This is a genomic window from Candidatus Melainabacteria bacterium (assembly GCA_016193285.1).
In the GTDB taxonomy this organism is placed as follows: Bacteria; Cyanobacteriota; Vampirovibrionia; order 2-02-FULL-35-15; family 2-02-FULL-35-15; genus JACPSL01.
Genome location: JACPSL010000006.1, coordinates 1 through 24485, shown reverse-complemented (window position 1 = coordinate 24485; position 24485 = coordinate 1). Strand labels below are relative to the sequence as shown.

Annotated in this window: 28 protein-coding genes and 2 tRNA genes; 16 read left to right on the top strand and 14 right to left on the bottom strand. The window is 29.8% G+C overall.

The window, feature by feature from the left end:
- Positions 1 to 66 precede the first annotated feature (66 nt).
- Positions 67 to 837, top strand: a complete 771-nt coding sequence (locus tag HYY52_01035; GenBank protein ID MBI2995281.1) for a hypothetical protein — start codon at positions 67 to 69, stop codon at positions 835 to 837.
- Between the two features lie 3 nt (positions 838 to 840).
- Here the strand turns inward: HYY52_01035 and hslO are convergent, their stop codons facing one another.
- Entirely contained in the window at positions 841 to 1725 is an 885-nt protein-coding gene (hslO, locus tag HYY52_01030; protein ID MBI2995280.1) for an Hsp33 family molecular chaperone HslO, read from the bottom strand.
- Between the two features lie 45 nt (positions 1726 to 1770).
- On the opposite strand from hslO, the gene HYY52_01025 reads away from it, so the two are divergent.
- Positions 1771 to 1842, top strand: a tRNA-Gly gene (locus HYY52_01025).
- A gap of 58 nt (positions 1843 to 1900) precedes the next feature.
- A complete protein-coding gene (locus tag HYY52_01020; protein MBI2995279.1) occupies positions 1901 to 2077 on the top strand; it encodes a tyrosine-type recombinase/integrase in 177 nt (58 codons plus the stop codon).
- Positions 2078 to 2080: 3 nt separating this feature from the next.
- On the opposite strand, the gene HYY52_01015 is transcribed toward HYY52_01020, so the two are convergent.
- The 3 genes from HYY52_01015 to HYY52_01005 all read right to left on the bottom strand — a co-directional run bounded on the left by HYY52_01015 (position 2081) and on the right by HYY52_01005 (position 5864).
- Positions 2081 to 3034, bottom strand: coding sequence for a nucleotidyl transferase AbiEii/AbiGii toxin family protein (locus HYY52_01015; GenBank protein MBI2995278.1), 954 nt, complete (start codon positions 3032 to 3034; stop codon positions 2081 to 2083).
- Between the two features lie 9 nt (positions 3035 to 3043).
- Complete coding sequence (locus HYY52_01010; protein MBI2995277.1) at positions 3044 to 3790, bottom strand: hypothetical protein; 747 nt, start codon at positions 3788 to 3790, stop codon at positions 3044 to 3046.
- 751 nt (positions 3791 to 4541) lie between these two features.
- Positions 4542 to 5864: a putative DNA binding domain-containing protein gene (locus tag HYY52_01005; protein MBI2995276.1), complete on the bottom strand. Its 1323-nt coding sequence runs from the start codon at positions 5862 to 5864 to the stop codon at positions 4542 to 4544.
- A gap of 201 nt (positions 5865 to 6065) precedes the next feature.
- Between HYY52_01005 and HYY52_01000 the strand changes: the two genes are divergently transcribed.
- Together HYY52_01000 and miaA are read left to right on the top strand one after the other, a co-directional pair.
- Positions 6066 to 6137 (top strand) — tRNA-Gly (locus tag HYY52_01000).
- 184 nt (positions 6138 to 6321) lie between these two features.
- On the top strand, positions 6322 to 7230 hold the full coding sequence (gene miaA, locus HYY52_00995) for a tRNA (adenosine(37)-N6)-dimethylallyltransferase MiaA (protein ID MBI2995275.1): 909 nt from the start codon (positions 6322 to 6324) through the stop codon (positions 7228 to 7230).
- On the opposite strand, the gene tsaD is transcribed toward miaA, so the two are convergent.
- A complete protein-coding gene (gene tsaD, locus HYY52_00990; GenBank protein MBI2995274.1) occupies positions 7154 to 8194 on the bottom strand; it encodes a tRNA (adenosine(37)-N6)-threonylcarbamoyltransferase complex transferase subunit TsaD in 1041 nt (346 codons plus the stop codon). The two genes, miaA and tsaD, sit on opposite strands and share 77 nt — an antisense overlap.
- Here tsaD and trmD point away from each other — a divergent pair.
- The 3 genes from trmD (at position 8160) to frr (ending at position 10236) form a co-directional block, all read left to right on the top strand.
- On the top strand, positions 8160 to 8846 hold the full coding sequence (gene trmD / locus HYY52_00985; GenBank protein MBI2995273.1) for a tRNA (guanosine(37)-N1)-methyltransferase TrmD: 687 nt from the start codon (positions 8160 to 8162) through the stop codon (positions 8844 to 8846). The two genes, tsaD and trmD, sit on opposite strands and share 35 nt — an antisense overlap.
- Positions 8822 to 9610, top strand: coding sequence for an undecaprenyl-diphosphatase UppP (gene uppP, locus HYY52_00980; protein MBI2995272.1), 789 nt, complete (start codon positions 8822 to 8824; stop codon positions 9608 to 9610). The genes trmD and uppP overlap by 25 nt, the downstream gene beginning before the upstream one ends.
- A gap of 65 nt (positions 9611 to 9675) precedes the next feature.
- Complete coding sequence (gene frr, locus HYY52_00975) at positions 9676 to 10236, top strand: ribosome recycling factor (protein MBI2995271.1); 561 nt, start codon at positions 9676 to 9678, stop codon at positions 10234 to 10236.
- On the opposite strand, the gene gcvT is transcribed toward frr, so the two are convergent.
- Positions 10223 to 11305: a glycine cleavage system aminomethyltransferase GcvT gene (gene gcvT, locus HYY52_00970; GenBank protein MBI2995270.1), complete on the bottom strand. Its 1083-nt coding sequence runs from the start codon at positions 11303 to 11305 to the stop codon at positions 10223 to 10225. The two genes, frr and gcvT, sit on opposite strands and share 14 nt — an antisense overlap.
- A gap of 84 nt (positions 11306 to 11389) precedes the next feature.
- On the opposite strand from gcvT, the gene HYY52_00965 reads away from it, so the two are divergent.
- A complete protein-coding gene (locus HYY52_00965) occupies positions 11390 to 11584 on the top strand; it encodes a hypothetical protein (GenBank protein MBI2995269.1) in 195 nt (64 codons plus the stop codon).
- Here HYY52_00965 and HYY52_00960 read toward each other — a convergent pair.
- Positions 11547 to 12734, bottom strand: a complete 1188-nt coding sequence (locus HYY52_00960; protein MBI2995268.1) for an FAD-dependent oxidoreductase — start codon at positions 12732 to 12734, stop codon at positions 11547 to 11549. The two genes, HYY52_00965 and HYY52_00960, sit on opposite strands and share 38 nt — an antisense overlap.
- Before the next feature lie 39 nt (positions 12735 to 12773).
- Between HYY52_00960 and nrdR the strand changes: the two genes are divergently transcribed.
- Positions 12774 to 13295: a transcriptional repressor NrdR gene (gene nrdR / locus HYY52_00955; GenBank protein MBI2995267.1), complete on the top strand. Its 522-nt coding sequence runs from the start codon at positions 12774 to 12776 to the stop codon at positions 13293 to 13295.
- Between the two features lie 81 nt (positions 13296 to 13376).
- Here nrdR and HYY52_00950 read toward each other — a convergent pair whose 3' ends face one another.
- The 3 genes from HYY52_00950 to secA form a co-directional block, all read right to left on the bottom strand.
- Entirely contained in the window at positions 13377 to 13607 is a 231-nt protein-coding gene (locus tag HYY52_00950; GenBank protein ID MBI2995266.1) for a type II toxin-antitoxin system HicA family toxin, read from the bottom strand.
- On the bottom strand, positions 13604 to 13843 hold the full coding sequence (locus HYY52_00945) for a type II toxin-antitoxin system HicB family antitoxin (protein ID MBI2995265.1): 240 nt from the start codon (positions 13841 to 13843) through the stop codon (positions 13604 to 13606). The genes HYY52_00950 and HYY52_00945 overlap by 4 nt, the downstream gene beginning before the upstream one ends.
- Positions 13844 to 13990: 147 nt before the next feature.
- Complete coding sequence (gene secA / locus HYY52_00940) at positions 13991 to 16885, bottom strand: preprotein translocase subunit SecA (GenBank protein MBI2995264.1); 2895 nt, start codon at positions 16883 to 16885, stop codon at positions 13991 to 13993.
- Between the two features lie 22 nt (positions 16886 to 16907).
- Between secA and panC the strand changes: the two genes are divergently transcribed.
- The 3 genes from panC to HYY52_00925 are packed head-to-tail and all read left to right on the top strand — an operon-like array spanning position 16908 to position 19103.
- Positions 16908 to 17765 carry a pantoate--beta-alanine ligase gene (panC, locus tag HYY52_00935; protein ID MBI2995263.1) on the top strand — a complete coding sequence of 286 codons (858 nt, stop codon included), beginning with the start codon at positions 16908 to 16910 and terminating at the stop codon, positions 17763 to 17765.
- A complete protein-coding gene (locus tag HYY52_00930) occupies positions 17746 to 18429 on the top strand; it encodes a (d)CMP kinase (protein ID MBI2995262.1) in 684 nt (227 codons plus the stop codon). Before panC ends, HYY52_00930 begins: the two co-directional genes overlap by 20 nt.
- Positions 18430 to 18443: 14 nt before the next feature.
- Complete coding sequence (locus HYY52_00925) at positions 18444 to 19103, top strand: LON peptidase substrate-binding domain-containing protein (protein ID MBI2995261.1); 660 nt, start codon at positions 18444 to 18446, stop codon at positions 19101 to 19103.
- Here HYY52_00925 and HYY52_00920 read toward each other — a convergent pair.
- Genes HYY52_00920 through HYY52_00910 form a run of 3 tightly spaced genes read right to left on the bottom strand, consistent with a single transcriptional unit; the run spans position 19092 to position 22024 of the window.
- On the bottom strand, positions 19092 to 19535 hold the full coding sequence (locus HYY52_00920) for a hypothetical protein (GenBank protein ID MBI2995260.1): 444 nt from the start codon (positions 19533 to 19535) through the stop codon (positions 19092 to 19094). The genes HYY52_00925 and HYY52_00920 overlap by 12 nt on opposite strands.
- A gap of 6 nt (positions 19536 to 19541) precedes the next feature.
- A complete protein-coding gene (locus HYY52_00915) occupies positions 19542 to 21236 on the bottom strand; it encodes a ribonuclease J (protein ID MBI2995259.1) in 1695 nt (564 codons plus the stop codon).
- Positions 21233 to 22024: a cobalamin-binding protein gene (locus HYY52_00910; protein ID MBI2995258.1), complete on the bottom strand. Its 792-nt coding sequence runs from the start codon at positions 22022 to 22024 to the stop codon at positions 21233 to 21235. The genes HYY52_00915 and HYY52_00910 overlap by 4 nt, the downstream gene beginning before the upstream one ends.
- Before the next feature lie 114 nt (positions 22025 to 22138).
- Here HYY52_00910 and HYY52_00905 point away from each other — a divergent pair, with 114 nt between their 5' ends.
- Positions 22139 to 22942 (top strand): radical SAM protein, encoded by an 804-nt coding sequence (locus HYY52_00905; protein ID MBI2995257.1) that lies wholly within the window; start codon positions 22139 to 22141, stop codon positions 22940 to 22942.
- A gap of 7 nt (positions 22943 to 22949) precedes the next feature.
- On the opposite strand, the gene HYY52_00900 is transcribed toward HYY52_00905, so the two are convergent.
- The gene (locus tag HYY52_00900) at positions 22950 to 23663 is read right to left on the bottom strand and encodes a DUF2490 domain-containing protein (protein ID MBI2995256.1); all 714 of its coding nucleotides are present in this window, start codon (positions 23661 to 23663) and stop codon (positions 22950 to 22952) included.
- 108 nt (positions 23664 to 23771) lie between these two features.
- Here HYY52_00900 and HYY52_00895 point away from each other — a divergent pair, with 108 nt between their 5' ends.
- Both HYY52_00895 and rpmB read left to right on the top strand, forming a co-directional pair.
- Positions 23772 to 23996 (top strand): 30S ribosomal protein S18, encoded by a 225-nt coding sequence (locus tag HYY52_00895; GenBank protein MBI2995255.1) that lies wholly within the window; start codon positions 23772 to 23774, stop codon positions 23994 to 23996.
- A 29-nt stretch (positions 23997 to 24025) separates the two neighbouring features.
- Positions 24026 to 24292 carry a 50S ribosomal protein L28 gene (gene rpmB / locus HYY52_00890; protein MBI2995254.1) on the top strand — a complete coding sequence of 89 codons (267 nt, stop codon included), beginning with the start codon at positions 24026 to 24028 and terminating at the stop codon, positions 24290 to 24292.
- Positions 24293 to 24485 lie beyond the last annotated feature (193 nt).

Below are 24485 nucleotides of genomic sequence, written 5' to 3'. Positions count from 1 at the left end.
GTTTATTCTTTTCTCTAGACTTAGCAGGTCAATAATACTACTTTGTATTATTAAATTGAATGTCCAATGAAAATTAATTACTTACAATTTATAGTTTTGTTTTTAATTATAGCTTTTATACAAGCTCCTTCATTTTCAACTGAACTAAATCACTTGCCTGAAAGTGATAGTAATAATTCATCTCCATTACTTGCATTTAAAAATCCAGTATGTTTACTTGTTGGTTTAAGTAATAATGAACTGTCTTACAGAGAAATTTCAAGCCTTTCTGGTTTTGATTTTTTTAGTGTGCCTTATAGAGCAGATATTGTAGCTTTAGTACAAGAAATAAAACCCTCGCAAGTAATAATAAAGCATCCAAGTGGTTTTGTTGGATTATATTCTACAGAGGGACAATTAATAAGAGGTGTTGAAACACAAGGAGGATCTGAAATTTCTACTTATCCTAACTCTGAAGTGCCAAGTATAATTCAGCCACCAAATTCATATAATGGATATTTTCAAAATGTTTATTATCCTGGTTTAGAAACAGGATCAGTTCCTCATGGAGGAGTTGGTTATGTGCAACCTCCAAAAGGTAGAAACCTGCCTAGGCATTTATTAAAATTAGCAACATTAGCTAGCTTCACAGTGTTTCAATATCCTGGGTATTTTAATGCTTTTTCTGGACAAAATAATAAAGGCAGTTTATTTTCATCCTTACTTTTACCTAATATCCCTATTGGTATTAGTGCTGCTGCAACTTATGCAGATTCAAGATTTGATGAAACACAATATGAACAAGCAAGAACTCAGCCTAGAGATTATATGTTTCAACCAGTAATTGAAGGCTATTAATTCTTATTTTTTAAGTAAGTCTACTAAATTTTCTTTTTTTATAATGTAAGTATTATTACAAAAATGACATCTTCCTTCTGCATATCCAATTTTGTCAATTATGTATTGAATCTCTTTTTTATCTAAAGATGCAATTGCACTTTCAAATTTTTTTAAACTACAGCCACAATAAAAACATAATCCTTCAAATTCTGAAAGTATTTCTATGTCAAATCCTTTAAGGGCTTTTCTTATTATTTGTTCTAAAGTTAGCCCAGATCTTAGTAAAATTGAGAATGGATCAAGCCTAGCTGTCGTTTCTTCTAAAACTTTTATATCTTTTTCCAACGCTTCTGGCAGAGCTTGTATTATTATCCCTCCAGCCTGTAAAACCTTTCCACTAGCGGGTTCTAAGTAAACTCCACAGGATAAAAATGAGGGTATTTGTTCTGACTTTGCAAGGTAGTTTACAATATCTTTTGCAATTTCACCTGAAGTAATTTCAACAGAGCCACTATATGGAAGCCCTTTATCATTGTCATAACTAACATGCACATAACCTACTTTTCCAATTGCTTTATCAATATCAACATATCCTTTTTCATCGAAGCATTCTATTTGTGGTTTATCAACGTATCCACGTATTGTTCCTTCATTACTTACATCGCTAACTATACTGCCTAGTGGGCCATTGCCTTTAATTTTTAATGTTAAATGCCCTTTTGTTTTTCTAAGTATATTACAAAGTAAAATTCCACAAGCAAATGTTCTGCCAATTGCAACAGTTGCAGTATGAGATAAATTATGTCTTTGTCTAGCCTCTTCAGTTAGATTACTTGTAGAAACTGCAATAGCTCTAAATGACTTATTTCTTGAAATTGCTTTTACTAAATAATTGCTATCTAGCATGGTACTAAATGATATGTTAAATTTAACATATCATTTCTCCCTTTTGCGGAAGTAATTCAGTGGTAGAATGTCTCCTTGCCAAGGAGAATGTCGCGGGTTCGAGCCCCGTCTTCCGCTTTTTTTTAAGACTTTTGATTTTAATTTGTGTCGCAATTTATTGTGCTTCTAAATAAGGATGGACTTTGTTGTTAATGTACATGGTCTTAGAAGAACTTTTGCTACCATTGCAGCAAATGCTGGCAAGCCGATTAATATTATTTCTCTAGCACTGGGACACTCAGATTTAAAGACAACACAAGGTTATTTGATGACATCTCAAGAGGAAGTAATTAAAGGGATGCAGGGGTGGTGATAGTTATAATTTGCCTACTGTTTTTAATGAATGTAATTTTGAGAGAGCTGCTGGATAGTTTTTGAGAAAATCAAAGTCTTTGCTTTCAAAAAGTATTTCTGGTACAAGTTCTTGTTTGTCATAAAAAGTATTTATAAACAGTTTTTCACTTTTATTAAATGTAATCATTTTTTCAAGAAAAGGTTTCACATAATTGAGCATTTCAGGCAAATTAATTTCATTAGCGTTTCTTAGCATTGGTTTTAGTACATTCCTAAAATCAGCTTGATTAATCCTGTTAATTTTTTCAGCATTTAATTTGTCGAAGTCAGCCATTCCAATAGTTCCAAGAAAGATAAAAGCCTTTTTTAATTTTTGTTCATCAATTTCATTTGCATAGTTTTTGACAAGCATATAAACATCAAACAAATCTCTGGGTGTATTTCTATCAAACAGTGCTTTTAACTTTCCTGCATAAAGTTCTTCAAGTGTTAGGGTTCTTACAGTAAAATCACTTTCTTCACCTAAAGCTTTAAATTTCTTTTCTGTTACTCCAAGTACTGGAATTCTGTGCAGATAATTTATATCAAGTTTTATTACACCGTTTCCATTATTGCTGTTTGTATACCTAAGTTCATAAGTGTTGTTTGCATATTCAAGTTTGGTTTCTATTTTATATTTCAATGACTTAAGTATATTTTCCAGTATTGGTTGAATTACTGTGGTTCTTGCTTTTTCCATTTTGTCTTTTTCAATAGCACCAATATAATTTAAATCAATATCAATGGACAGTCTTGGCAAATCAAACCACAGTAAATTAATTGCAGTTCCTCCTTTTAAGACAAGTTGTTTTAACAGAGCATTATCCTCAGAAATAAGTTTTAATATTTCTTTCAGTCTTAAAACTTTTTCAAGTTCATCTACATGTGAAAATCCAAGTTCTTTGGAAAGTTTATTTAAATATTTGTTTTCATACATAAGTTAATTTTAACTGGAAATCAAAGCTTCAAAGTTTTTAGGGATATATAAATTCCATTTGGGATTATGTTTTATTTCTTTATTACTAGGGTCTAAGTAAACGGTATTTAGTAGGCTAATCCCACTAAGTAGGCTTTTTAAGGTGTAGTCAGTAATATTCCATTTGTCTTTGAAGTATTCAAGCACAAAATCAACTTTATGATAAAGGGCTACTTTGTCGTATTTTTTTAGATATTTTATTATTTTCTTTTCATTTATATAACTTTCACTGCTAATACTTTTAAAGTATTCCTCAAGTCCACCAGCATATTTTAGTTTATCTATGCAATCAATCAATGTTCGTTCTATATCAGTAACTATTACTTCTTCAGAACCTCGTATAACTTTAGTTTTACCAAAGCTAACATCCTGCTTAACAGGCTTATAGTTAATTCCATAAGCTGTAAAAGGTTTAACGTTATATGGTTCATCTGTGATGATGTGAACAATGTTATATGATGACTGGGCTAGTCCATGAAGTTCTAATGCAGCATGATATCCTATTATTCCATCAGGAATTATTTTGTGTGCAAGTAAAAATTTGTCTGGGGATTGAAATGCTTTATTTAAATAAACTCCTCTTTTTAGAACTTCTAGGTATCCAGTCTTTAGCAAATACTTAACAGCTACTCTGTGATTCATTTCTGGAAATTGTTTTTTTATTTCACGAAGAGTAATTATTTGCTTGTCTTTAAATTGTTTATAGATTTTGCTCATAAAGAGATATTGTTCCTATGGTTACTTATTAGATGTAAAGGTAGTAATATTATACCCATATATCTAAATAATAACTATAATAAGAAAAATAACTTATTTAAAAGAATTAAAGCATTATACTTAAGATAAAATATTTCTTATGGCTGGTTTATAGGCATAAAGGTATATAAAGTATGCCTTTATATCTAAAAAGCAACTATAATAAGCATTTAAGATTACTTGATGACTACACAAGATGAAGTAGTTAAAGAAATGCAGGGGTGGTGATTGAAAAATTATGTTACAGACACTTGAAAAGCAAGTTAGAAGGTTAAGGCTGATGGCGTAGAGAGGCAAACATAAAAGAATTATAAAAGTGTCTTTGTTTTTTATACTAAATCACCTGATTTTTTACAAAGAAGAAACCTTAAAAAAAATTAATCTGTTTTTGATTAAGATTTCATTTACAATAAACCTTGTTAATAGCTATTATCAAACCAGAAATCCAGTTCAATTGAAACACTTAAAAAAGAAAGAATATTATAATCTGTATAAATTAAGTAAGGTAGAAAAAAATTATGCCACAAGTTAATGAAGTCGTAAGAACAGTACTATCAAGTCCATTCATTTAAGGAAGTAATCCTCAAGTAAACCTTGACGCTTTACTCTCTCCGGTTGGAAGAACACGTGTAAATGATAAAACTTTGTATGAAAATGTAGGTCATGTGACATTACAAACTAAAGATGGTTCTCCAGTTAAAGCTTCAGTACATTACACCTTCCAATACCCGCCTTTGTCAGGGCCAATGCGTTTGAGTTTTTTTTCTTTCTTTAAGTTATTAATATGATATTTTATTCCATCTTCGGTTAAATTTAAGCGACTAGCTAATTCGCCTCTTGTAATATAAGGATTGTCTTTTATAAACGCCAATATTTTCTGGGTAGTTTTCTGGGTAGTTTTCTGGGTAGTTATGCCTTTGCTTTCCTTTGTCCTGTAAAAAGTAGTCAAGAAGCCAGACTTAAGTACTTTAAACTCAACCCTTACTTTGTTTTCTTTGCATTCCCCATATATCCTCTTTAAACCGGAACCCCATTTTTCAATATCTTTGCTTAAATAAAGTACAGTAGCAATAAGAGGATTCCTTAAAACAGATCTTTCTTCCCCTTTAATAAAGTCTTGGGGTGAAAGTCCTTCAGGAAACTTGCCAGGATTAAATATCTCAACTCTATCTTTGAATATAGCTATTTGATTTCCTTCTCCTCTCCAGTAATCTCTATGACAAAGTGAATTAACTAATGCTTCTCTTAATGCATCTACAGGAATCTCAGGAATTTCTACACGTTTAAAATCTTTAAACTCAACTCTCCAGTTTATATGTTCTTTTATATATAATTCTGACTGTTCAAGTAGATCAAAGAGGTTACCTTTTAGCATTTTTATGTCAAGAAACTTTATCCTGTCTGTACCTGCAAAAATTGCAAGCTGTACTTCCAAAGAATTTTTGTTACAAAATAAAACCTCTCCTGCTCTTAAGAGTTTTCTATCTTTTATTAGATCTAATTTTGACAGTGTTGTTTTTACATCTTTAAATTTGTAATCTATTCTTTTTGCTAAGTTAGCTCTTTTTATGTACTCTCTAAGCACTTTGACATTTACTTGATTTATTGATTTATCTGAATATTTATTATCCCAGCGAAGCTCATCTTTATTCTTTTTTAAGAATATGTTTTCCAATTCTTTTGAGCTTAATTGTCTGTTCTCATCACCTATTCTTAAATAAGCTCTGCCAAAAGCAAAATATGGGACATCATTCCCTTCAAACTCAACTTGTAGGCAGTCTTTTTTATTGACTTTTGTTTTTGCAATTTTTGGATAAACCTTTGGTTCAATATTTTCTAGTACTCGCTGTGAAACTTCTCTTATTGTATTTTTTGATATATCTTGACCTACTGCTTCACCATTGTCTTTCACTCCAAAATAAACTTTACCTTTTTGATGTTTATTAAGAATAGAAGCCATAGAAATAATAGCTTCTTTTAATTCTGAAGTTGACTTTTTTAGTTCTAATATTTCAGTCTCTTTTAGTTTTTTCATTACTGCCTACTTTTTAAAATCTTTTGTAATGTTGAAACCGTTGTTAATCTTATCAAGGTGAAAAGATCTAACCATTTATAACCCTTTTTAATTACTAGCATATACAACATAAATAAAATTAGTTATGATTAAAGGTTGAAAGGCTTACGAAGAAAACGAAGAAAATAGTGATTAGTAATTACAAAAGTTCAATCCTATTTTGCGGAAGTAATTCAGTGGTAGAATGTCTCCTTGCCAAGGAGAATGTCGCGGGTTCGAGCCCCGTCTTCCGCTAGGTTTAAGAAAGGGTAACTACTCAGCATGTTAATTTATCCTAGGTTATCCTTCACGGAATTATGCTATCTAATAAAGCAAGGCTTGATCCAATTCATTTGGGCAAGCTGAGCGGTCTATGGAAGGGTGGCTCGAGGAGCTATGTCACCGCAGAGCCACCTGAGTAGTTACAAGAAAGGTATGAATGAAAGAGACAATATGTACATTAGTAGGACCTACCTGTACTTATAAATCAAAAATTGCAATTGAGCTTACAAAAAAATATCCGTTTGAAATTATTTCTGCTGATTCCAGACTTATATACAAAGGTATGGATATTGGGACCTCAAAACCAACACTTGAAGAAAGAAAAGAAATTCCTCATCACATGATAGATATTACTGAGCCAGATTTTGATTATTCAGTAGGACTATATAAAAAAGAAACAGAAAAATTAATTCAGGATATTTTTTCATGTGGAAAAATCCCTCTTTTTGTTGGTGGGACAGGACTTTATTTAAATTCTGTGCTCTTAGGTCTTTCAATTCCAGAAGTAAAGCCAGATTTAAATTTTAGAAGACAGTTAAAAGAATATACACAAGAAGAGCTTTACAAGAGGCTTACAGAACTCGATCCAAAGGCTACTGAAATAATTCACAAAAATGATAACTTTAGAACAATAAGAGCACTTGAAGTTATATATAAAACCAACAAACTTTTCTCAAAATTAAAGTCAGTCAGAGAAATACCCTTTAATGTAATTTGGATTGGTTTAAGATATGAAAGCAAAGAAGACCATATTGAAAAAATTAAAGATCGTACTGAATTATTTTGCAATAATGGTTTTATAGATGAAGTAAAAAGTCTCTTAGATAAGTATGGAGAGCTAAATCTTTTTAAAAGAACTATAGGTTACTCTGAAGCAATTGATTTTTTAAAAAACAGAATAAACAAAGAAACAATGATTGAAAAAATTATTCTCCATACAAGACAGTTTGCAAAAAGACAAATGACTTGGTTTAAAGCAAATAAAAAAATTAATTGGGTGACCTTGCAAAAACATCCAGCATTTCTATGTCTTGTTGAACATTTCTTAAGAAATATCCCGCACTAGCAATCATTGCAGCATTGTCAGTACAATATCTTAAATCTGGCATATAGAGGGAGAATGAGAGCTGAGAGCTAAGAGCTGAGAGCTTTTTTCTTAGAGTTTTATTTGCTGAAACTCCACCTGCAATTACAATTTTATTTATACCAAGATTATTTGCACAAAGTACTATCTTTTTTACAAGTGTATTAGTTACATTTTCTTGAAAGCTTGCTGCAAGATCTGCTTTGTTAAAATCAGAAGGAAGTTTTTGTACTAATCTTAAAACAGCTGTCTTTAGTCCGCTAAAACTAAAATCATAAGGATTGACTTTTGCTTCAGGAAGTAAATAAGTATTTGGATTACCATCTTTAGCTAATTTTTCTAAATGTGGTCCTCCTGGATATGGTAATCCAAGTAGTCTTCCAACCTTGTCAAAAGCCTCTCCACAAGCATCATCTAATGTTGTACCAAGAATTTCGTAATCAGTATAAGTTTTTACATTAATTATTTGTGTGTGACCACCACTAGCCAGTAAGCACACAAATGGTGGCTCAAGATCTGATTCTAAATAGTTTGAACAAATATGTCCAAATAAATGATTTACTCCAATTAATTTTTTATTATATTTTAGAGCAAGTTCTTTTGCTTTTTTAAATCCAACTAAAAGTGAAATTATTAAACCTGGTCCAAGTGTTACTGCAATTGCATTAATGTTACTCATTTGAAATCTTGCATCTGATAAGGTTTTATCAATCAACCCATCAATAACTTCTTGGTGAGCAAACTTTGCTACACTTGGTTTTACGCCACCAAATTCTTTATGAAGTTCTATTTGAGAAATAACATTGTTTACAATAACTCTCTTGCCATCTTGAACAATAGCTACTGCAGTTTCATCACAACTTGTCTCAATCCCTAAAATGTACATAGAAATAACATTGTATAATTTTTTTATGCAATTTGAGATTATAACCTTATTCCCAGACATTATAAAAACTTATTGTGGATTAGGTATTGTTGGACGTGCTTGTAAAGAAAGAAAAATAAGGGTAAACACTGTTGACTTAAGAAAATTTGGTATTGGCAGACACAAGAAAACAGATGATTTACCTTATGGTGGTGGGGTTGGCTTAATTTTTATGGTAGAGCCCGTTTTTAAAGCACTAGAAAGTATTTCAAGAAAAAAGAAATCAAAAGTTTTAATTACATCTGCAAGTGGTAAAAAATGGGATCAAGATTTTGCAGGCAAACTAAAAAATGAAGAACAAATAATTATAATATGTGGTCGTTATGAAGGATATGATGAAAGAATATTAAACTTTGTTGATTATGAGATTTCAATGGGAGATTATATTTTAACTGGAGGAGAACTTCCATCACTAGCAATAATTGATTCAGTCTCAAGGCTTCTTCCAGGAGTATTAAAAAAAGAAGAAACATTTGAAGAAGAATCTTTTAAAAATAAACTTCTTGAATATCCACAATATACAAGGCCTCAAGAGTTTAAAGATTATAAAGTGCCAGATATTTTATTAAGTGGTCATCATGCCAAAATAAAAAAGTGGAGAGAGGAACAAAGCAAACTAAAAACAAAAAAAAATAGACCAGACTTACTATGCAAACATTTTTCCAATCAATAACTTTAGGAATTATACAAGGACTAACTGAATTCCTTCCAATAAGCAGTACAGCTCATTTGCGAATTATACCAGCACTTTTCCATTGGAAAGATCCAGGCACTGCGTTTTCTGCTGTAATTCAGTTAGGATCTATGTTTAGTATTTTAATTTATTTTTGGAAAGACTTAAAAAATGTTTTTACTTCCAAATTAGCATTCTGGATTATTATTGCCACACTACCAATTTGTTTTTTTGGAATCTTGTTTAAAGAACAAATTGAATTAGGTTATGTTAGAGACTTCAAAATAGTATCTTTTTCATTGATTTTTTTTGGAGTTGTTTTATTTTTAAGTGACTTTTTAGCAAAACAAGAAAAAAAAATTGAAAAATTAAATTTCCTTGATGTTTTTATTATTGGTTTAGCTCAATCTTTAGCATTAATCCCAGGAGTATCTAGATCAGCAATTACAATTAGCTCAGGTTTATTTTTAGGACTTAAAAGATACGATGCTGCAAGATTTTCTTTCTTGTTAAGCATCCCTTCAATTCTTTTAAGTGGTGTTTTTGAAATGAATACTTTTATTTCTAGCATAAGAGATAATTCTTATAATTGTAGCTATGTAAATGTAATTATTGGAGCAGTTAGTGCATTTATAGCAGGTTATATTGCAATTGATTTTTTATTAAAATATTTACAAAGACATAAGACATATATTTTTGTAATTTACAGAGTATTGTTAGGAATAATTATTATGTATCTTAATTACAGAAGGTTCATTCATTAAACGGAGGGGCGAGGTAACCTTGCTCTTACATGTTGTATTATATTCATTGAAGGAGAGGCAAAAAAATGCAAGCAACAGATGTTTTAAAAAATACTGAAGAACAAATGAAAAAAACAGTTAACAGTACCCAAAAAGAATTACAAGGCATCCGTACAGGAAGAGCTAATCCAGCTCTTTTGGATAAAGTAATTGTTGATTATTATGGAGCTCCTACTTCCTTAAAACAATTAGCAAATATTTCTACCCCAGATGGAAAGTGTTTAGTTATTCATCCTTATGATAAAAACTCATTAAAAGATATTGAAGTTGCAATTAATAAATCTGATCTTGGAATGACTCCAAACAATGATGGAAACGTAATAAGAATTGTAGTTCCAGCTTTAACAGAAGAAAGAAGAAAAGAATTAGTTAAACTAATAAAGAAACTTGCAGAAGATGGAAAAATTGGAATAAGAAATTTAAGGAGAGACGCGCTAGAATTAATTAAAAAATTAGAAAAAGAAAAACAAGTTTCAGAAGATGAATCAAAAAAACAACAAGAACAAATTCAAAAACTAACTGATAAACATTCAAAAGAAATTGATGAATTAAGCATAAATAAAGAAAAAGAAGTTATGACTGTCTAGAATAAAAAGGTCTTTTAACAATAGTTGCAGAAACAAGTTTTTCTCTAATACTTACAAAAAGTTCATTGCCAATTTCACTAAACTTTGGTGATACATATGCAGTTGCAATTGGGTAACCAACTGTAATGCCTTGTGAGCCGCTACAAACAATTCCAATCTCTTCATCATTTTTTGTAAAAACTTTATGTTCTTGTCTAGCTATTAGTCTGTCATTAATTTTTAAGCAGACCAATTTTTTTTTAAGCCCTTCTTTTTTTTGTTTTAATAATGTTTCCTTACCAATAAAATCGTTTTCTTTCTCTAGTTTTATACTCCAGCCTAAACCAGCTTCTAATGGAGATGTTTCTTCATCTAACTCATGACCATAAAGAGGATAAGCAGCTTCTAAACGTAAAGTATCTCTTGCACCTAAACCACATGGTACTACTCCAGCTTTAATTAATTCTTGCCAAATTAAAACTGCTTGATTTTGACTATCAAGAAATATTTCAAATCCATCTTCACCAGTATAACCAGTTCTACTAATCCAGTTAGATTGGTATTTTTGAATATGGAAATATTTTTGTGTCTCTAAATCTATTTTTAAGATATTAGTTAATATACTTTGTGATTTAGGTCCTTGAACTGCAAGAAGGGAAATATTATTAGAGATATTTTTTAACTCTACATTAAAGTTAGCTTTATTTTTATTAAACCAATTCCAGTCTTTATCTATATTTGAAGCATTAACAACTACTAAATAATCTGCATCAATATGATAAATAATTAAGTCATCAATTGTTCCACCGCTTTGATTACAAATTTGAGTATAAATCCCTCTGCCAGGTTCTTCTATCTTTTTTAAATCATTTGGAACTAAATAATTTAAATATTCACTTGCATCTTTTCCTGAAACTAAAAACTCACCCATATGAGAAACATCAAAAACACCAACATTTTTTCTTACTGCATTATGTTCAGCAATTATTCCTTGATATTGGAGAGGCATTTCAAAACCTGCAAAATCCACAAGTTTTGCCCTTGCTTTCTTATGCTCTTCAATTAATTGAGTTTTTCTTAGGGTTAGCACTTAGGGGCTATTCCTTTGTTGAAGACTAAATACATTATTTAATTTATAAAATCTAATTAATACTCTCCGAAAATTATAACGTATATGACAATTGTAAAATATGAAATCACTAAAAAGCTCTTAGAAGAACGTAAAGATTGTACACATTACGATGAAAAATATTTTGATATTCCAATAAAAAAGAAAAATTATCCAAGTTGTTATAACTATAACTTACTTATAATGCTTGCAAAAAAACTTATTAAACAAGACAGTTATTATAAAGTCTATCAATCTTAAATGCTTCTATATTACATTCAGAATTGTTGCTTAAAATTAAATCACTTAAAATCTTTCCACAATAAGGGCCCATAAGTATTCCATGTCTATAATGTCCTAGAGATAAATACAAGTTTTTTAAGTTAAAACAACTCCCTAAAATTGGTAATTCATCAATTGTTTTTGGCCTAAGCCCTGCCCACATATTAGTAATAAAATAATCCTTGCAAGAAGGAAACATGTTTTTAAATAAGCTTGTTAATGAATTAATTCCTAAAGGTGTATTTTTAAATATATGGCAATCTTTCTCTAAGTTAACTTCATCACTAGTACTACCAATAAGAATAGTATCTTTTTCAAATTTATTTGTAGCTGGTCTTGGCAACATATAACCTTTTTCTGAAAATATAATTTTTTCAAATGGTAATTTTTGGTTTGTTTCAATTTGTAATATTTCTCCTTTAATTGCTTTAATAATATTTTCATTTATTTTATCTATGTTAAAAATCTTTTTTAAAAACTTATTTGCCCAAGCACCATTACAAATTACATAAGAATCTGCTGAAATAATATCTTTGTTAGATAAAGTAATAAAATTAACTCTTGACTCTGAGAAATCTATATCTTCAACAAAATTGTTTAAAAAATCAACCCTTCTTCTTTTACAAAAACTATTAATTGCTTTTAAAAACTTTTGGTTATTTAAGTAACTTTCAAAAGGATTGTAATATGCACCTATAGCATCTCTTGAAATTAAAGGTTCTTGTTTTATTAATTCTTGCTTATTTAAAAATATAGTTTTTGTAATATCTTTTACTTTTTTTAATTTGCTTTCTATATCTCCAAATTCTAAGTTTGAAAAAACAACATAAAATGATCCTGATTGTTTAAATCCTAAATCTATATTAGGCATATCATCTTTTATAATTTTGTAAAAAGTCTGAAAGTATTCAAATGAACTAAAAGAAAAATCTTTTAATATTTTATTTTCAAGTTCACGTGGCTGAAATGGTGTAAGCAATCCTGCTGCAGCTTGTGATGCACTCATACCTAGGTCTTTAGAGTCAATTACTGCAATTTTTAAATTCTTTCCATTTATGGCCAAACAAGCAGCAATTGAAGCACCAATTATTCCACCACCAATTATTGCTATATCATACTTTTGAACCATACGAATAGTGTATAATATCTTACTTATAGGTAATGTATAATGTTATGTCCATTTTGTAATTCAGAAAACAGTCGTGTTCTTGAATCAAGAACAACAGAAGAAAGTACTAGTATTAGAAGGCGAAGAGAATGTGAAAATCAAAACTGTGCAAAACGTTTTACTACCTATGAACGTATTGAAGTCATGCCAGTATTAGTAGTTAAAAGATCTGGTGAAAGAGAACCTTATTCAAGAGAGAAACTTAGATCAGGAATTGTACGTGCTTGTGAAAAAACACTTATAACTGCAGAGCAAATTGATAATGTAATTGAAAATATAGAAAGTGAATTATCCAAACAAGGGAAAAGAGAAGTTAATAGTGCTATCTTAGGAAAACTAGTCTTAAATGAATTAAGAGACTTAGACCAAGTGGCATATGTAAGATTTGCATCAGTTTACAGGCAGTTTAGAAGTGTTGAAGATTTTATAAAAGAATTACAAGATCTTCAGTCAGATAATTCAAGTTTTAAATTAAATAATGGAGATTTTGTTTTAGCACAAGAGGCAGAGATTAAGGCATAATAATTCTCGATTTTCAATTGACTTGCGGAATGTAAGATATATTCTTGAATGCGATTTAATCTTATTGCCAAGTTATTAAAATTAATCAAGTATTTCAATAAATTCCTTTCTGGTTAATCCTATTTGTTTGATTATAGAATTTATTGTTCCATGTGCAAGATCTTTATTATGATATGGAATTGTTACTCTGAAACCTGGTTTGTTAGAATGTTTTAATTGAATATGACTTCCTTTTTGCCTAATGATTTTCCATCCAGCCTTTTCTAATATAGATAAAAGTTCTTTCGGCTTTAAGGAGCGTAGATTTGTCATTTATTAATCTTTATTTCTAATTCAACGGTATCTTCAAAATCATTAGGAATAATTTCATTTTCTTCTAACATGTCTTCAATGTGCAAAGCAATTGCTTCTTCTGCCATCTTTAAAGCATCTTGTTTATTTTTTCCTTGGGTGACTATTCCTGGCAATGAAGGGACAGTTACTGTGTATTGTCCTTCAAATCCTGGCTCTTGAATTGGCATTAAAACAACTTTAAATTTATATTTCATCATAGTACTTTTATTATACTCTAGTAATCTTTAGTCAAAGTAGGGTCTATCTCACTATCTCATTCTTTTTAATATTATTTTAAGCATAAAACAAGCAATGAGTAATTTGAAACTTGAAACCTCGAAACCTTGAAACCTTAATTTTAATCAAACCTCAACTTCTTCTTCAGCTTTTTCTAAATTTTCAGCTGATTCTACTTGTGCATGCATAAGTAAAATTATAGTTTCTCTTTTTATATCAAGTAATAGTTGTTCAAACATATCAAATGCTTCTCTTTTGTATTCCATTAATGGATCTTTTTGCCCATAACCTCTAAGATGAATTCCTTCTCTAAGTGCATCCATATTGTGTAAGTGTTCTACCCATTTGTTGTCTATTACATGAAGCATTATTTGTCTTTCAATTTCTTTAATGTTTTCTTTTCCAAATTGTTCAACCTTTTGTAGATATGAATTTTCTGCTGCTTCAAGTAAGTTTTCTTTTATTTCTTCAAATCCTTTATTTTGTAAATCTTCAAGTCTTAGAATTGAAGTTAATATTGGGATGTCTCCAGCAAGCGTTTTATGTAAATTAGGCAATGCTTCATCTAACCATGATTCCTGTGGCGTTTCAGGATTAATGTGAGTATATAATGTTGACTCCACATGATTTTTTATAATTTCTACAATTGATGTACTAATATCACTTCCTTCTAATATTTTTCTTCTTTCTCTGTAAATTACTTCACGCTGAATATTCATTACATCGTCGTATTGTAAAACATGTTTTCTAATGTCAAAGTTATGTGCTTCTACTCTTTTCTGAGCATTTTCAATTGCACCTGTTACCATTTTTGCTTCAATTGGCATGTCTTCTTCTGCTTTTAAAAATGACATAATGTTTGATATCTTGTCCCCACCAAAAATTCTCATTAAATTATCTTCAAGAGATAAAAAGAATTTTGTTGATCCAGGATCTCCTTGTCTTGCAGCACGTCCTCTAAGCTGATTATCTATTCTTCTTGATTCATGCCTTTCAGTACCAACTATATGTAATCCTCCAAGTTCAACAACTTTTTTATGTTCTTCATCACATTCTTGTTTAAATTTTTCATAAAACTCATTCCATTTCTCTTGACTTTCTTGTGATAGTTTTAGCTTAGAGATAGCTTCTTTTGTTAAGTATTCTGGATTACCGCCTAAAATAATATCTGTACCACGACCAGCCATATTTGTAGCAATTGTAATTGCTCCAAACCTTCCAGCTTGAGCTACTATATACGCTTCCTTTTCATGGTTTTTTGCATTTAATATATTGTGTGGAATCTTAGTTCTAATAGCTTCAACTACTTCAACTAGTGATTCAAGCTTGTCTAACAGATATTCAAATTCATTATCTTGGTAGTTAGATTTTAATTCTTTTAATATAGGACTAAGTTCACTACATTTTAAATTTCCTGGTCTGTCTAAAAGTTTTAAAAGCTTGCCTGTGTTTTCATTTTCAATTTTTTTTTCTTTTAATGTTTTTATTACTCGGTTAGCTTTTTCTTGCATTAGTTTTGTCATCATTTGTGGCTTTGATAATAGCTCAGAAATCAATTCAGATTTTTCAATACTTACAGTTCCTACAAGTATTGGTCTTCCAGTTAAATGAGTTTTTACAATCTCTTCTATAACCGAGTAAAATTTATATTTCTCTGTCCTGTAAACCTGATCATCATAATCTTCGCGGATATTTTTTTTGTTTGTAGGTATACAAACAACATCCAGGTTATATATTTTTCTAAACTCATCTTTTTCTGTATATGCAGTTCCTGTCATGCCTGCTAATTTTGGATATAGTCTAAAATAATTTTGAAAAGTTATAGTAGCAAGTGTAAGAGTTTCTTCTTGAATTGGTACATTTTCTTTAGCTTCAATAGCTTGGTGTAAGCCATCGCTCCACCTTCTACCCATCATTAATCTCCCAGTAAATTCATCTACAATAACTACCTCAAGTTTATTGTTTGATTCAGGATTTGGTTTGATTACATAATCTGTATCCTTTTTAAATAACTCTTTTGCTTTTAATGCTTGAAGTAAATGATGTGCTAGATTTCCTCTTATGTCCCATAAATCATCTATGTTTAAAAGTTCTTCAGCAGTTTTAATTCCACAATCAGTCAAAACAACATTTCTTGCTTTTTCATCTACCCAATAATCACAATTTTGATCGTCTTTATCTTTACCTTTTTTTAATCTACAAGAGAGCTTAGACATTACAATATAAATTTCTCTTTGTCCTTCTGCAGGCATACCTGAAATAATTAAAGGTGTCCTAGCTTCATCTATAAGAATGCTATCAACCTCATCAACAAGGGCATAAAAATACTCTCTTTGAGTACAACCTTTTAAGCTTGTTTCCATGTTATCTCTTAAATAATCAAAACCATACTCGTTATTTGTTCCATAAGTAATATCTGCTCTATAAGCATGATATTTTTCTGCTTTTTTTTGATGTGGAATTACTAAGCCTACATCCATTCCAAGAAATCTATAGATTTTACCCATCCACTCAGCATCACGTTTTGCAAGGTAATCATTTACTGTTACAATATGAACCCCTCTTCCTGTTAGAGCATTTAAGTAAACAGGTAATGTAGCAACTAGTGTTTTTCCTTCTCCTGTTTTCATCTCTGCAATTTTTCCTTGATGTAAAACTATTCCACCAATTAACTGAACATCAAAATGTCTCATACTTAAAGTTCTTTTTGAAACTTCACGAACTGTTGCAAATGCTTCAGGTAAAATTTGATCTAGAATTTCATACGTAGCTTTATCTTTAGTATTTCTTATAATTCCTGGGATTTTGGGAGCATCTTCAGGTAGTAGAGGCTTATCTTCAATAGTTTTGATTTTATTTTCTATTAAGGTTTTAAAGTAAAAGGTTTTTGCTTTTAGCTCATTATCTGTAAGCTTAAGAAATTCTTCTTCTAAGCTATTTATTCTTTCAACAATAGGTTGAATAGCTTTTAACTTAGCTTCATTATTTTCACCAAAGAGTTTTTCTAATAAGTTGAGCATGTTATTCTAATTACGATATCATATGACAATATTAATTAAAACAAAAAAAGAAATAAAAGATAAATTGTTAGAATTGCCGAAGCCAATAGGTTTAGTGCCTACAATGGGAGCATTACATGCTGGACATATTTCTCTAATACAAGCTGCACAAACTGAATGCAAAACAGTTATTGTATATATTTTTGTTAATCCTCTTCAGTTTGGTCCAGATGAAGATTATGAAAAATATCCAAGAGATTTAGAAAGTGATTTAAAAATTTGTGAACAAAATAAAGTTGATATTGCCTTTGCTCCTAGTGTAAATGAAATTTATCCTGAGATGGATTTTAATGAAGAAACTATTTCACCTCCTGTTGAGTTAACAAATATCTTATGTGGTAAGACAAGAGTAAATCATTTTAATGGTGTAGCTACTGTTATAAACAAATTTTTTAATATAATCCAACCTGATTATGCGTATTTTGGTAAAAAAGACTTTCAGCAACTTTGTGTTATTAAATGGCTTGTACATAACTATAAACATAAGACAAATATTAAAGCATGTCCAACAATAAGAGAAAAAAGCGGGCTTGCATGTAGTTCAAGAAATAAATATTTAAAAAAAGATGAATTAGAAATTGCTTCAAATTTATATAAATCACTTAAAATGGCAAAGGCAAATCTCATAAGTGGGATGTTTAGTGTTCAAGAATGTGTTTTAGAAAGTCTAGTTTTTCTTTCACAATTTCTTAAAATAAAAGTTGAGTATTTTGAGGCAAGACAAAAAGATACCTTGGTAAAAATTAAAGATAATTATGAGTTAAGAGATTTTCATTTTTTTGTTGCTGCAAAAGTTGGAAATGTAAGATTGATTGATAACATTGAAATCCAGAATGTATAGAATTGCAATAGATGGTCCTAGTGGTTCAGGTAAAAGTACAGTTGCAAAATTAATTGCAGAAAAGTTAGGCTTTCTTTATATTGACAGTGGAGCAATGTATAGAGCTGTAACTCTTTACTTGATAGAAAAAAAATTATTGAATGAATCTAAAGATAGACTTAGTAAGCACATTAAAAAAATTAAAATCAACTTTGTGGATAAAAACGGGAAACAATTAATCTTTTTAAATGGTAGAGATGTTTCAAAACAGATTAGAACAAGTAAAGTTAGTAATTATGTTAGTGAGGTATCCAGCAAGAAAGTTGTTAGGACTGAGATGGTTAAAAGACAAAGAGCTTTTGCAAAGCAAAACCCAATTGTTATGGATGGAAGAGATATAGGTAGTAATGTCTTTAAGAATGCAAACTTAAAAATATATCTGACAGCATCACCTTACATTAGAGCTAAACGAAGACAAAAAGATCTGCAAGAGTTATCAGAGTATAAAGATATGAAAACACTTCTTAAAGAAATTCAATCTAGAGATAATTTTGACAGTTCCAGGTCTATTTCCCCTCTTTTAAAAGCACAAGATGCAGTCGTTATTGATAGTAGCAATCTAATAATTAATGAAGTCTTGCAAAATATTTATTTTTTCTTACCTGAGGTAAAATATACTAATTGATCTAAGTTTATTTTATGCCAGAATCAAGTTATGAATTATTTTTGCTTCCACTTCTTGATGTAGTTTTATTTCCAGGGATGAATTTACCTTTGCATATTCTTGAAGATAGTTATAAGGAAATGATTTCAAAATGTTTAGCCTCCACTAGTCAGCTTGGTATAGTTCTTTTAGATGGAAATATTTGTGAGGAAGTTGGTACAGTAGCAAAAATAGTAGATGTGGAAAATCTAGAAGAAGGTTCTATGACTATTTTGACAGAAGGAAAAAACAGATTTAAAATAATTAATTTTATTAAGCAAGAGCCATTTTATCAGGCTATTGTTGAACCATATGATGATATTGAATTACAAATAACTGAGCAGGTAAAAAAGACATTAAATGAAGTTATGAAATTATCTACAAAAGCTTTTGAAATATATGACTCTGTATATGATCAAGAACTTTCAAAAAAAATAAAATTACCTGAAGATCCTACTGAATTATTATTTTTAATTGCAGCTAATTTAACTTGTACTAGTGAGGAAAAACAAGCAGTATTAGAAACCCAATCTTTAAAAGTTAGATTAGGAAGAATTAAAAGATTATTAAAAGGTGAGATAGAAAGATTAGAAGTTCTTTTAGAAAATAAAAAAACAAAAGATAAAGTTATAAAGAATGGAAAATTAAAAATCTAATTTTTTCTTTTTCTTTCTAGAAATTACAAGTCCAATATATCCTCCAATAGTTGAGAAAAACATTGTAATTATAATAACTATTACAGAAGTAGTTAAAAAGATTGAAGGTAATAATTCAGTAAAATTAGGTACTGCTCTATCTTTTGGCCAGCTCCTTTCCAGAGTTCTTATTAATAAAAGTTTGTTATCTGCTCCTTTAAATGAGATAACAGTTAGTAAGTCTATAAAAGCACCTCCTAATACTCCAGAAAGCAGGCCAATAAATAACCCTTCAAATGTAGAAACGATATCTTTGGTAGCTTTATTTGCAAGTCTTACTGCTACATATCCACCTACAATAGCCCAAAGAATAATTCCAAATGCAAAAATAACTGAAAGCAATGTTATTAGCAAAGCTCCTAATATTACTGGTTTTAAATATGGATCTTTCATGAATGATTAGAGCTTATGACTTATAACTTTTTTGACTTCTTGTATTGAAACATTTATAAGTGGTCTTTTATTAATAAGCTCTAACACCGTTTTATTTATAACATCTCTTATTTGTGATTTTAAATTTGGAAGCTCTTTTTCATTTCTTTCTAAAGCTTGTTTTATAGTGTCTTTTATAAGTTCAATTGTTCCAAGTGTAAAAGCTCTCCAATCTTTTCCTTTTGCAAAAGAACATCCCTTTGCAATAATTTCAGGACCAGCTATAATACTTCTTTCTTCATTTAGTGTTAAAGCAATAGTTATTGTGCCTTCTTCTGAGAGAGTTTGTCTTTCTTTCATTGTGCTTTCATCGATATCTAATCCTTTTGCTTGATTATAATAAATAGATTGTGCTTGGATTTTACCTCTTGCTCTTGCAACTTGTTCTCTTAGCTCTAATATGTCACCATTTTTTAAAATATGGATATCATTTGGGCTTACTTCCATTGATTCTGCTATATTGCCATAGGTCACTAATTGTCTTTCTTCTCCATGCGATGGTACAAAAGATCTAGGTTTAGCTATTGTTAGCATAAACTTAGCTTCTTCTTGAGCTGCATGGCTTGATACATGTACATCTTGGACTTTGCTACTTATTACTTGGACCTTTTGTACATAAAGCTGATCAATAGTGTGTGCAAGAATTCTTGCAGTTCCAGGAGGTGCTGTTGCACTTATTACTACAATGTCTTTAGGTTTAAGTTTTATATGTTCATGTTTTTCTTTTGCAATTTCTATTAATGAAGATAAAAAGTCTCCATATTTTCCTGACATAATAATTATTAATTCTTTGTCTTTTACATTTGCAATGTCTTTGTATTGAATAAATAAATTTTTATCTACTTTAATAAAGCTAGTTTTAATTGCTGCTTGTATTTTGTTTATTAAATGTTCTCCACTTAGTAATACTTTTTTATTATGTTTTAGTGCTAATTTAAAAATTATTTCATACTTAAACAAACTATTTGCATATCCTACAATTATTATTCTAGAATTTGAGTTTTTGATTATTTCATCAAAGCGTTTTATGATATTAATTTCTGACTGAGAGTAACCAGAGCTTTCGATGTTTGTAGAGTCACTTATTAATAAGTCAACTCCATCTTCGCCAGCTTGAGCATAAGAAAAGTAATCAAGTAATTCTTTGTCGGATGGAGTTTGATCTATTTTATATGAACCAGTATATAAAATATTTCCTTGTGGTGTTTGAATAAGTAATCCATATGTATCAGGTAAGCAAAAAGTGTTTCTAATTGGTTTTATGGTAAAAGAGTCTCCAATTTGCAATTCCTTCCTTGGCTTAATAATTTCAGTTTCCGGTAAAGTTACATTTTTAAGTAATTGATTTTTAATCACTTCAATCCCAAGTTCTGAACCCCATATTTTGGGGATTTTTACTTTTTCTAACAAGTAAAAAACACCACCACAAGAATCATCATGTCCTGAAGTAATGATTAGTCCTTTTATTTTTTTTTGATTTTCAATAAGATAATTAGTACTTGGCAAAATTAAATCTACGCCACTTAAGCTGTTTCCTGGTAACATCATTCCAAAATTTACAATAATAATTTCATCCTTGTATTCAAAGACCCAAGAGTTTTTCCCGATTTCTCCATGACCACCAAGTGGAATTGCTTTAAGTGTTTCTTTGGAATTTGTCATTTATTAGAAGTCTTAACTATAGCTTGTTTAAATAAAATTTCTTGAATCTTTTTTGTGCCAGCTACAATTCTAGGACCAGGACGGTTTAAAAGACTATCATCAATTACAAATATCTCTTTATTTTTTATTGCACTTAATAAATCCCAACCTGATCTGTTTAAAACTTGAATGATGTCTACTTTTTCACCAAAGCCGCACCAAGAAATAATTATTTTTTCAGGATTATAACTAAAGAGCTTATCAATGCTTATTGGTATACTTCTTTTTCCTGCTTCAAGAAGACCATAATTCCCACCAGCAATGTTAACTATTTCTGGTAACCAGTTTCCTGAAATTGTTGGTGGATCATGCCACTCTTCTACATAAATCCTTTGTTTGTAGACAAGTTTTTTAGAATCTTTTTCTATTTCGCTTAATTCACTCTTCATTTTATTTATAAGTTTTTCAGCTTCATTTTTAGCACTAGTAATTTTGCCAATCTCGAGGATGTCTGAATATATTTGATTAAGTGTAAGTGGATCTGTATGATAAACATTAAAACCAGCATCTTTTAATTTAACTGCAATTTTTTCTTGAACAATATTGTTAGTTATTATTAAATCAGGTTTTAATTTTTCAATAGCATCATAATTAAGCTTCATCCAGGAACCAATTGTAGGTTTTTCTTTTAATAAATCTTTTGGAAAATCACAGTATGTGGTTTTACCAACAATTAAATCTTGTTTTCCTAAGAGACATATAATTTCACTGTGTGCTGGTGAACATGAAACAATTTTTGGATCTTTCATATAGATAAAAATTAATGATATCGAAAAAAATAGAAAATGTATAATTCTTTAAATGGTTGTAAACAGTATATACGTAGAGAATGATTTAAAACCATCCTCTACAATAGAAATATAATGAATATTACAGAAATCTCATCAGTATATGGCCCTGTTAATTCCTGGAGATTAGGAAAATCTCTTGGCATCGATTTAATAATGGATCCTTCCACATGTTCTTTTAACTGTATTTATTGTCAGCTTGGATCTATACAAAAAATTACTTTAGAAAGAAAGCTTTTTGTTGATACTAAAAAAGTTTTGCAAGATTTTAAGTCAAGTGACTGGAAAAATGCTTCTGTAATTACTTTTAGTGGAAGCGGAGAACCTACTTTAGCTTTTAATTTAGGTGAAGTAATTAGTGGAATAAAAAAAATTACAAATAAAAAAATAATAGTTCTTACAAATGGAACTTTATTAAATGATGATAAGGTACGCAAAGACCTCTTAAAAGCAAATGTAATATCTGTAAAACTTGATGCGCAAGATGAAAAAAATCTTCAAATAATAAATCGTCCTGCAAGTGGAATAAATTTAAATTTAATTTTAGCTGGTATTAAAAAATTAAAAAAAGATATAAACCACGACGTGCCCATATTGCAGATTCAAACTATGTTTGTGTCGCAGAACAAAAATCAATTAGAAGGACTTGCAAAATTGTTAAATGAAATCAAGCCAGATGAAGTAGCATTAAATACTCCAACACGTCCATATCCAAGTGGTTGGGATATTATTACAAGAGGAGCTCATGGTGAAGATGCTTTGAAGATAAAATATCCAATTAAACCTCTTAAGCAATTAACAAAAGAAGAAGCAATTAATATTGAAAACAAATTAAAAGAATTAACAAACTTAAAAATTCTTTCCGTTTATGGAGCATGAACACTAGTCAATTAACAAATGGTGGCAGGTAAAAATTAAGATAGAAAAATATAAAATGATTTAAATTATCAGTGCCTGATCTTTTATAAAAGTGTTGTAATTGATATCCTAAATCAGCACTTATGTTTTCATTAAATTTATGATTTATTCCTGCATAAATACGATTTTGATCAAGACCTGCTTGTGGACCATCAAAATGAGAATTCAAATTAACAAATATTTCATCAAATAAAACAAAAAACCATTTTTTTGCCTTATCAATTGGATAACTTCCTTTAAGTCTGTATCTTGCACGAAGTGAAATACCTTCAATGTCTTGTAAAAAACGTTCATCAAGACGAAACCTGTGTTCAAAAGAAATTTGATTTGCGTCATGTGAAATTGTTAGCTCTTGATAAGGCCTTTGTTCTCTTTTAAAATTTGGGATATGTAGTGTATTCCAGGCATAGCCCTGAAAAATTGAAAGGTGGTTATTAAATTTGTAACCTAAAAGAGCATGAAGTATAAACTGGTTAAAATCAGTTGTGTTATCAAGCCAGCGAGGACTGATTTGAAATCTGCTTTCAAGTTTACCTTTTATTGGTGCGTTTACATTTATTGCTGTCCATAGACCAAGATCGTTTTTAAAGTTTTCATTAGCTAATGCAGAAAATGCAAAATTTGTAGATTCTAAATAAAAAACTAAAAGAATAATAATATAAGAGTTAGTTTTTTTTTTCATGCTTTACGAATCGTATTTACTTGTACATTTTTATGTTTTTCTGGTAATCTAGATTCCTTAGCAGAAATAAAGTTTCTTCTGAACAAGAGGTATAAAGTTAAAAGTAAAATGACATTTCATAAAAGAAAACCCCCATCAATTTTTGAAGGTGGTGTAAAGGAAGTAGACTTTCAGGATGTTAGAACATTGGCACGGTTTATTACTGAGAGAGGGAGGATTTTGCCAAGAAAAATTACTGGTCTTTCTGCACAACAACAAAAAGTAATAACTAAAGCAATTAAAAGAGCAAGGCAAATGAGCTTGCTACCTTATATAAGTTATGGAGGTAGTTGAAGGATTGGAGAATTGAGAATTAGAAAACTATGTCGAGAAAGTGTGATTTATCAGGGAAAAAAGCTCAAAATGGGATGAGATATTCTTTTTTACGTGCTCACTTTAATCCAACAGCTAAAAGAAAGTTTCAAGTAAATCTACAAACAGTTAGAACCACGGTTAACGGTAAAAGAGTAAAACTAAAAGTTGCAGCTTCATTCTTAAAGACACATCCAGAAATTAGAGCAGGGATTGTTTTACCATTAAAAAAAAGGTCTAGAAAGAATTTAAAAAAGATCTTGGCTCTTACTTCTTAATTAGTTTTGGAATTATAAGCCATTCTAATTCACCCGAAAGTTCAATTCCATTATTTACGCAAGTTTAAAACTTAACAATTAATTTTTTTCGTAGAATGCAGAATTGGGATCAAATAAAGCATTTTAGGTCTGAAAAATAGATTTTTCTGTAGGCCATTTGAAATAACCATATTGAGGAATTACTGGAAAATAA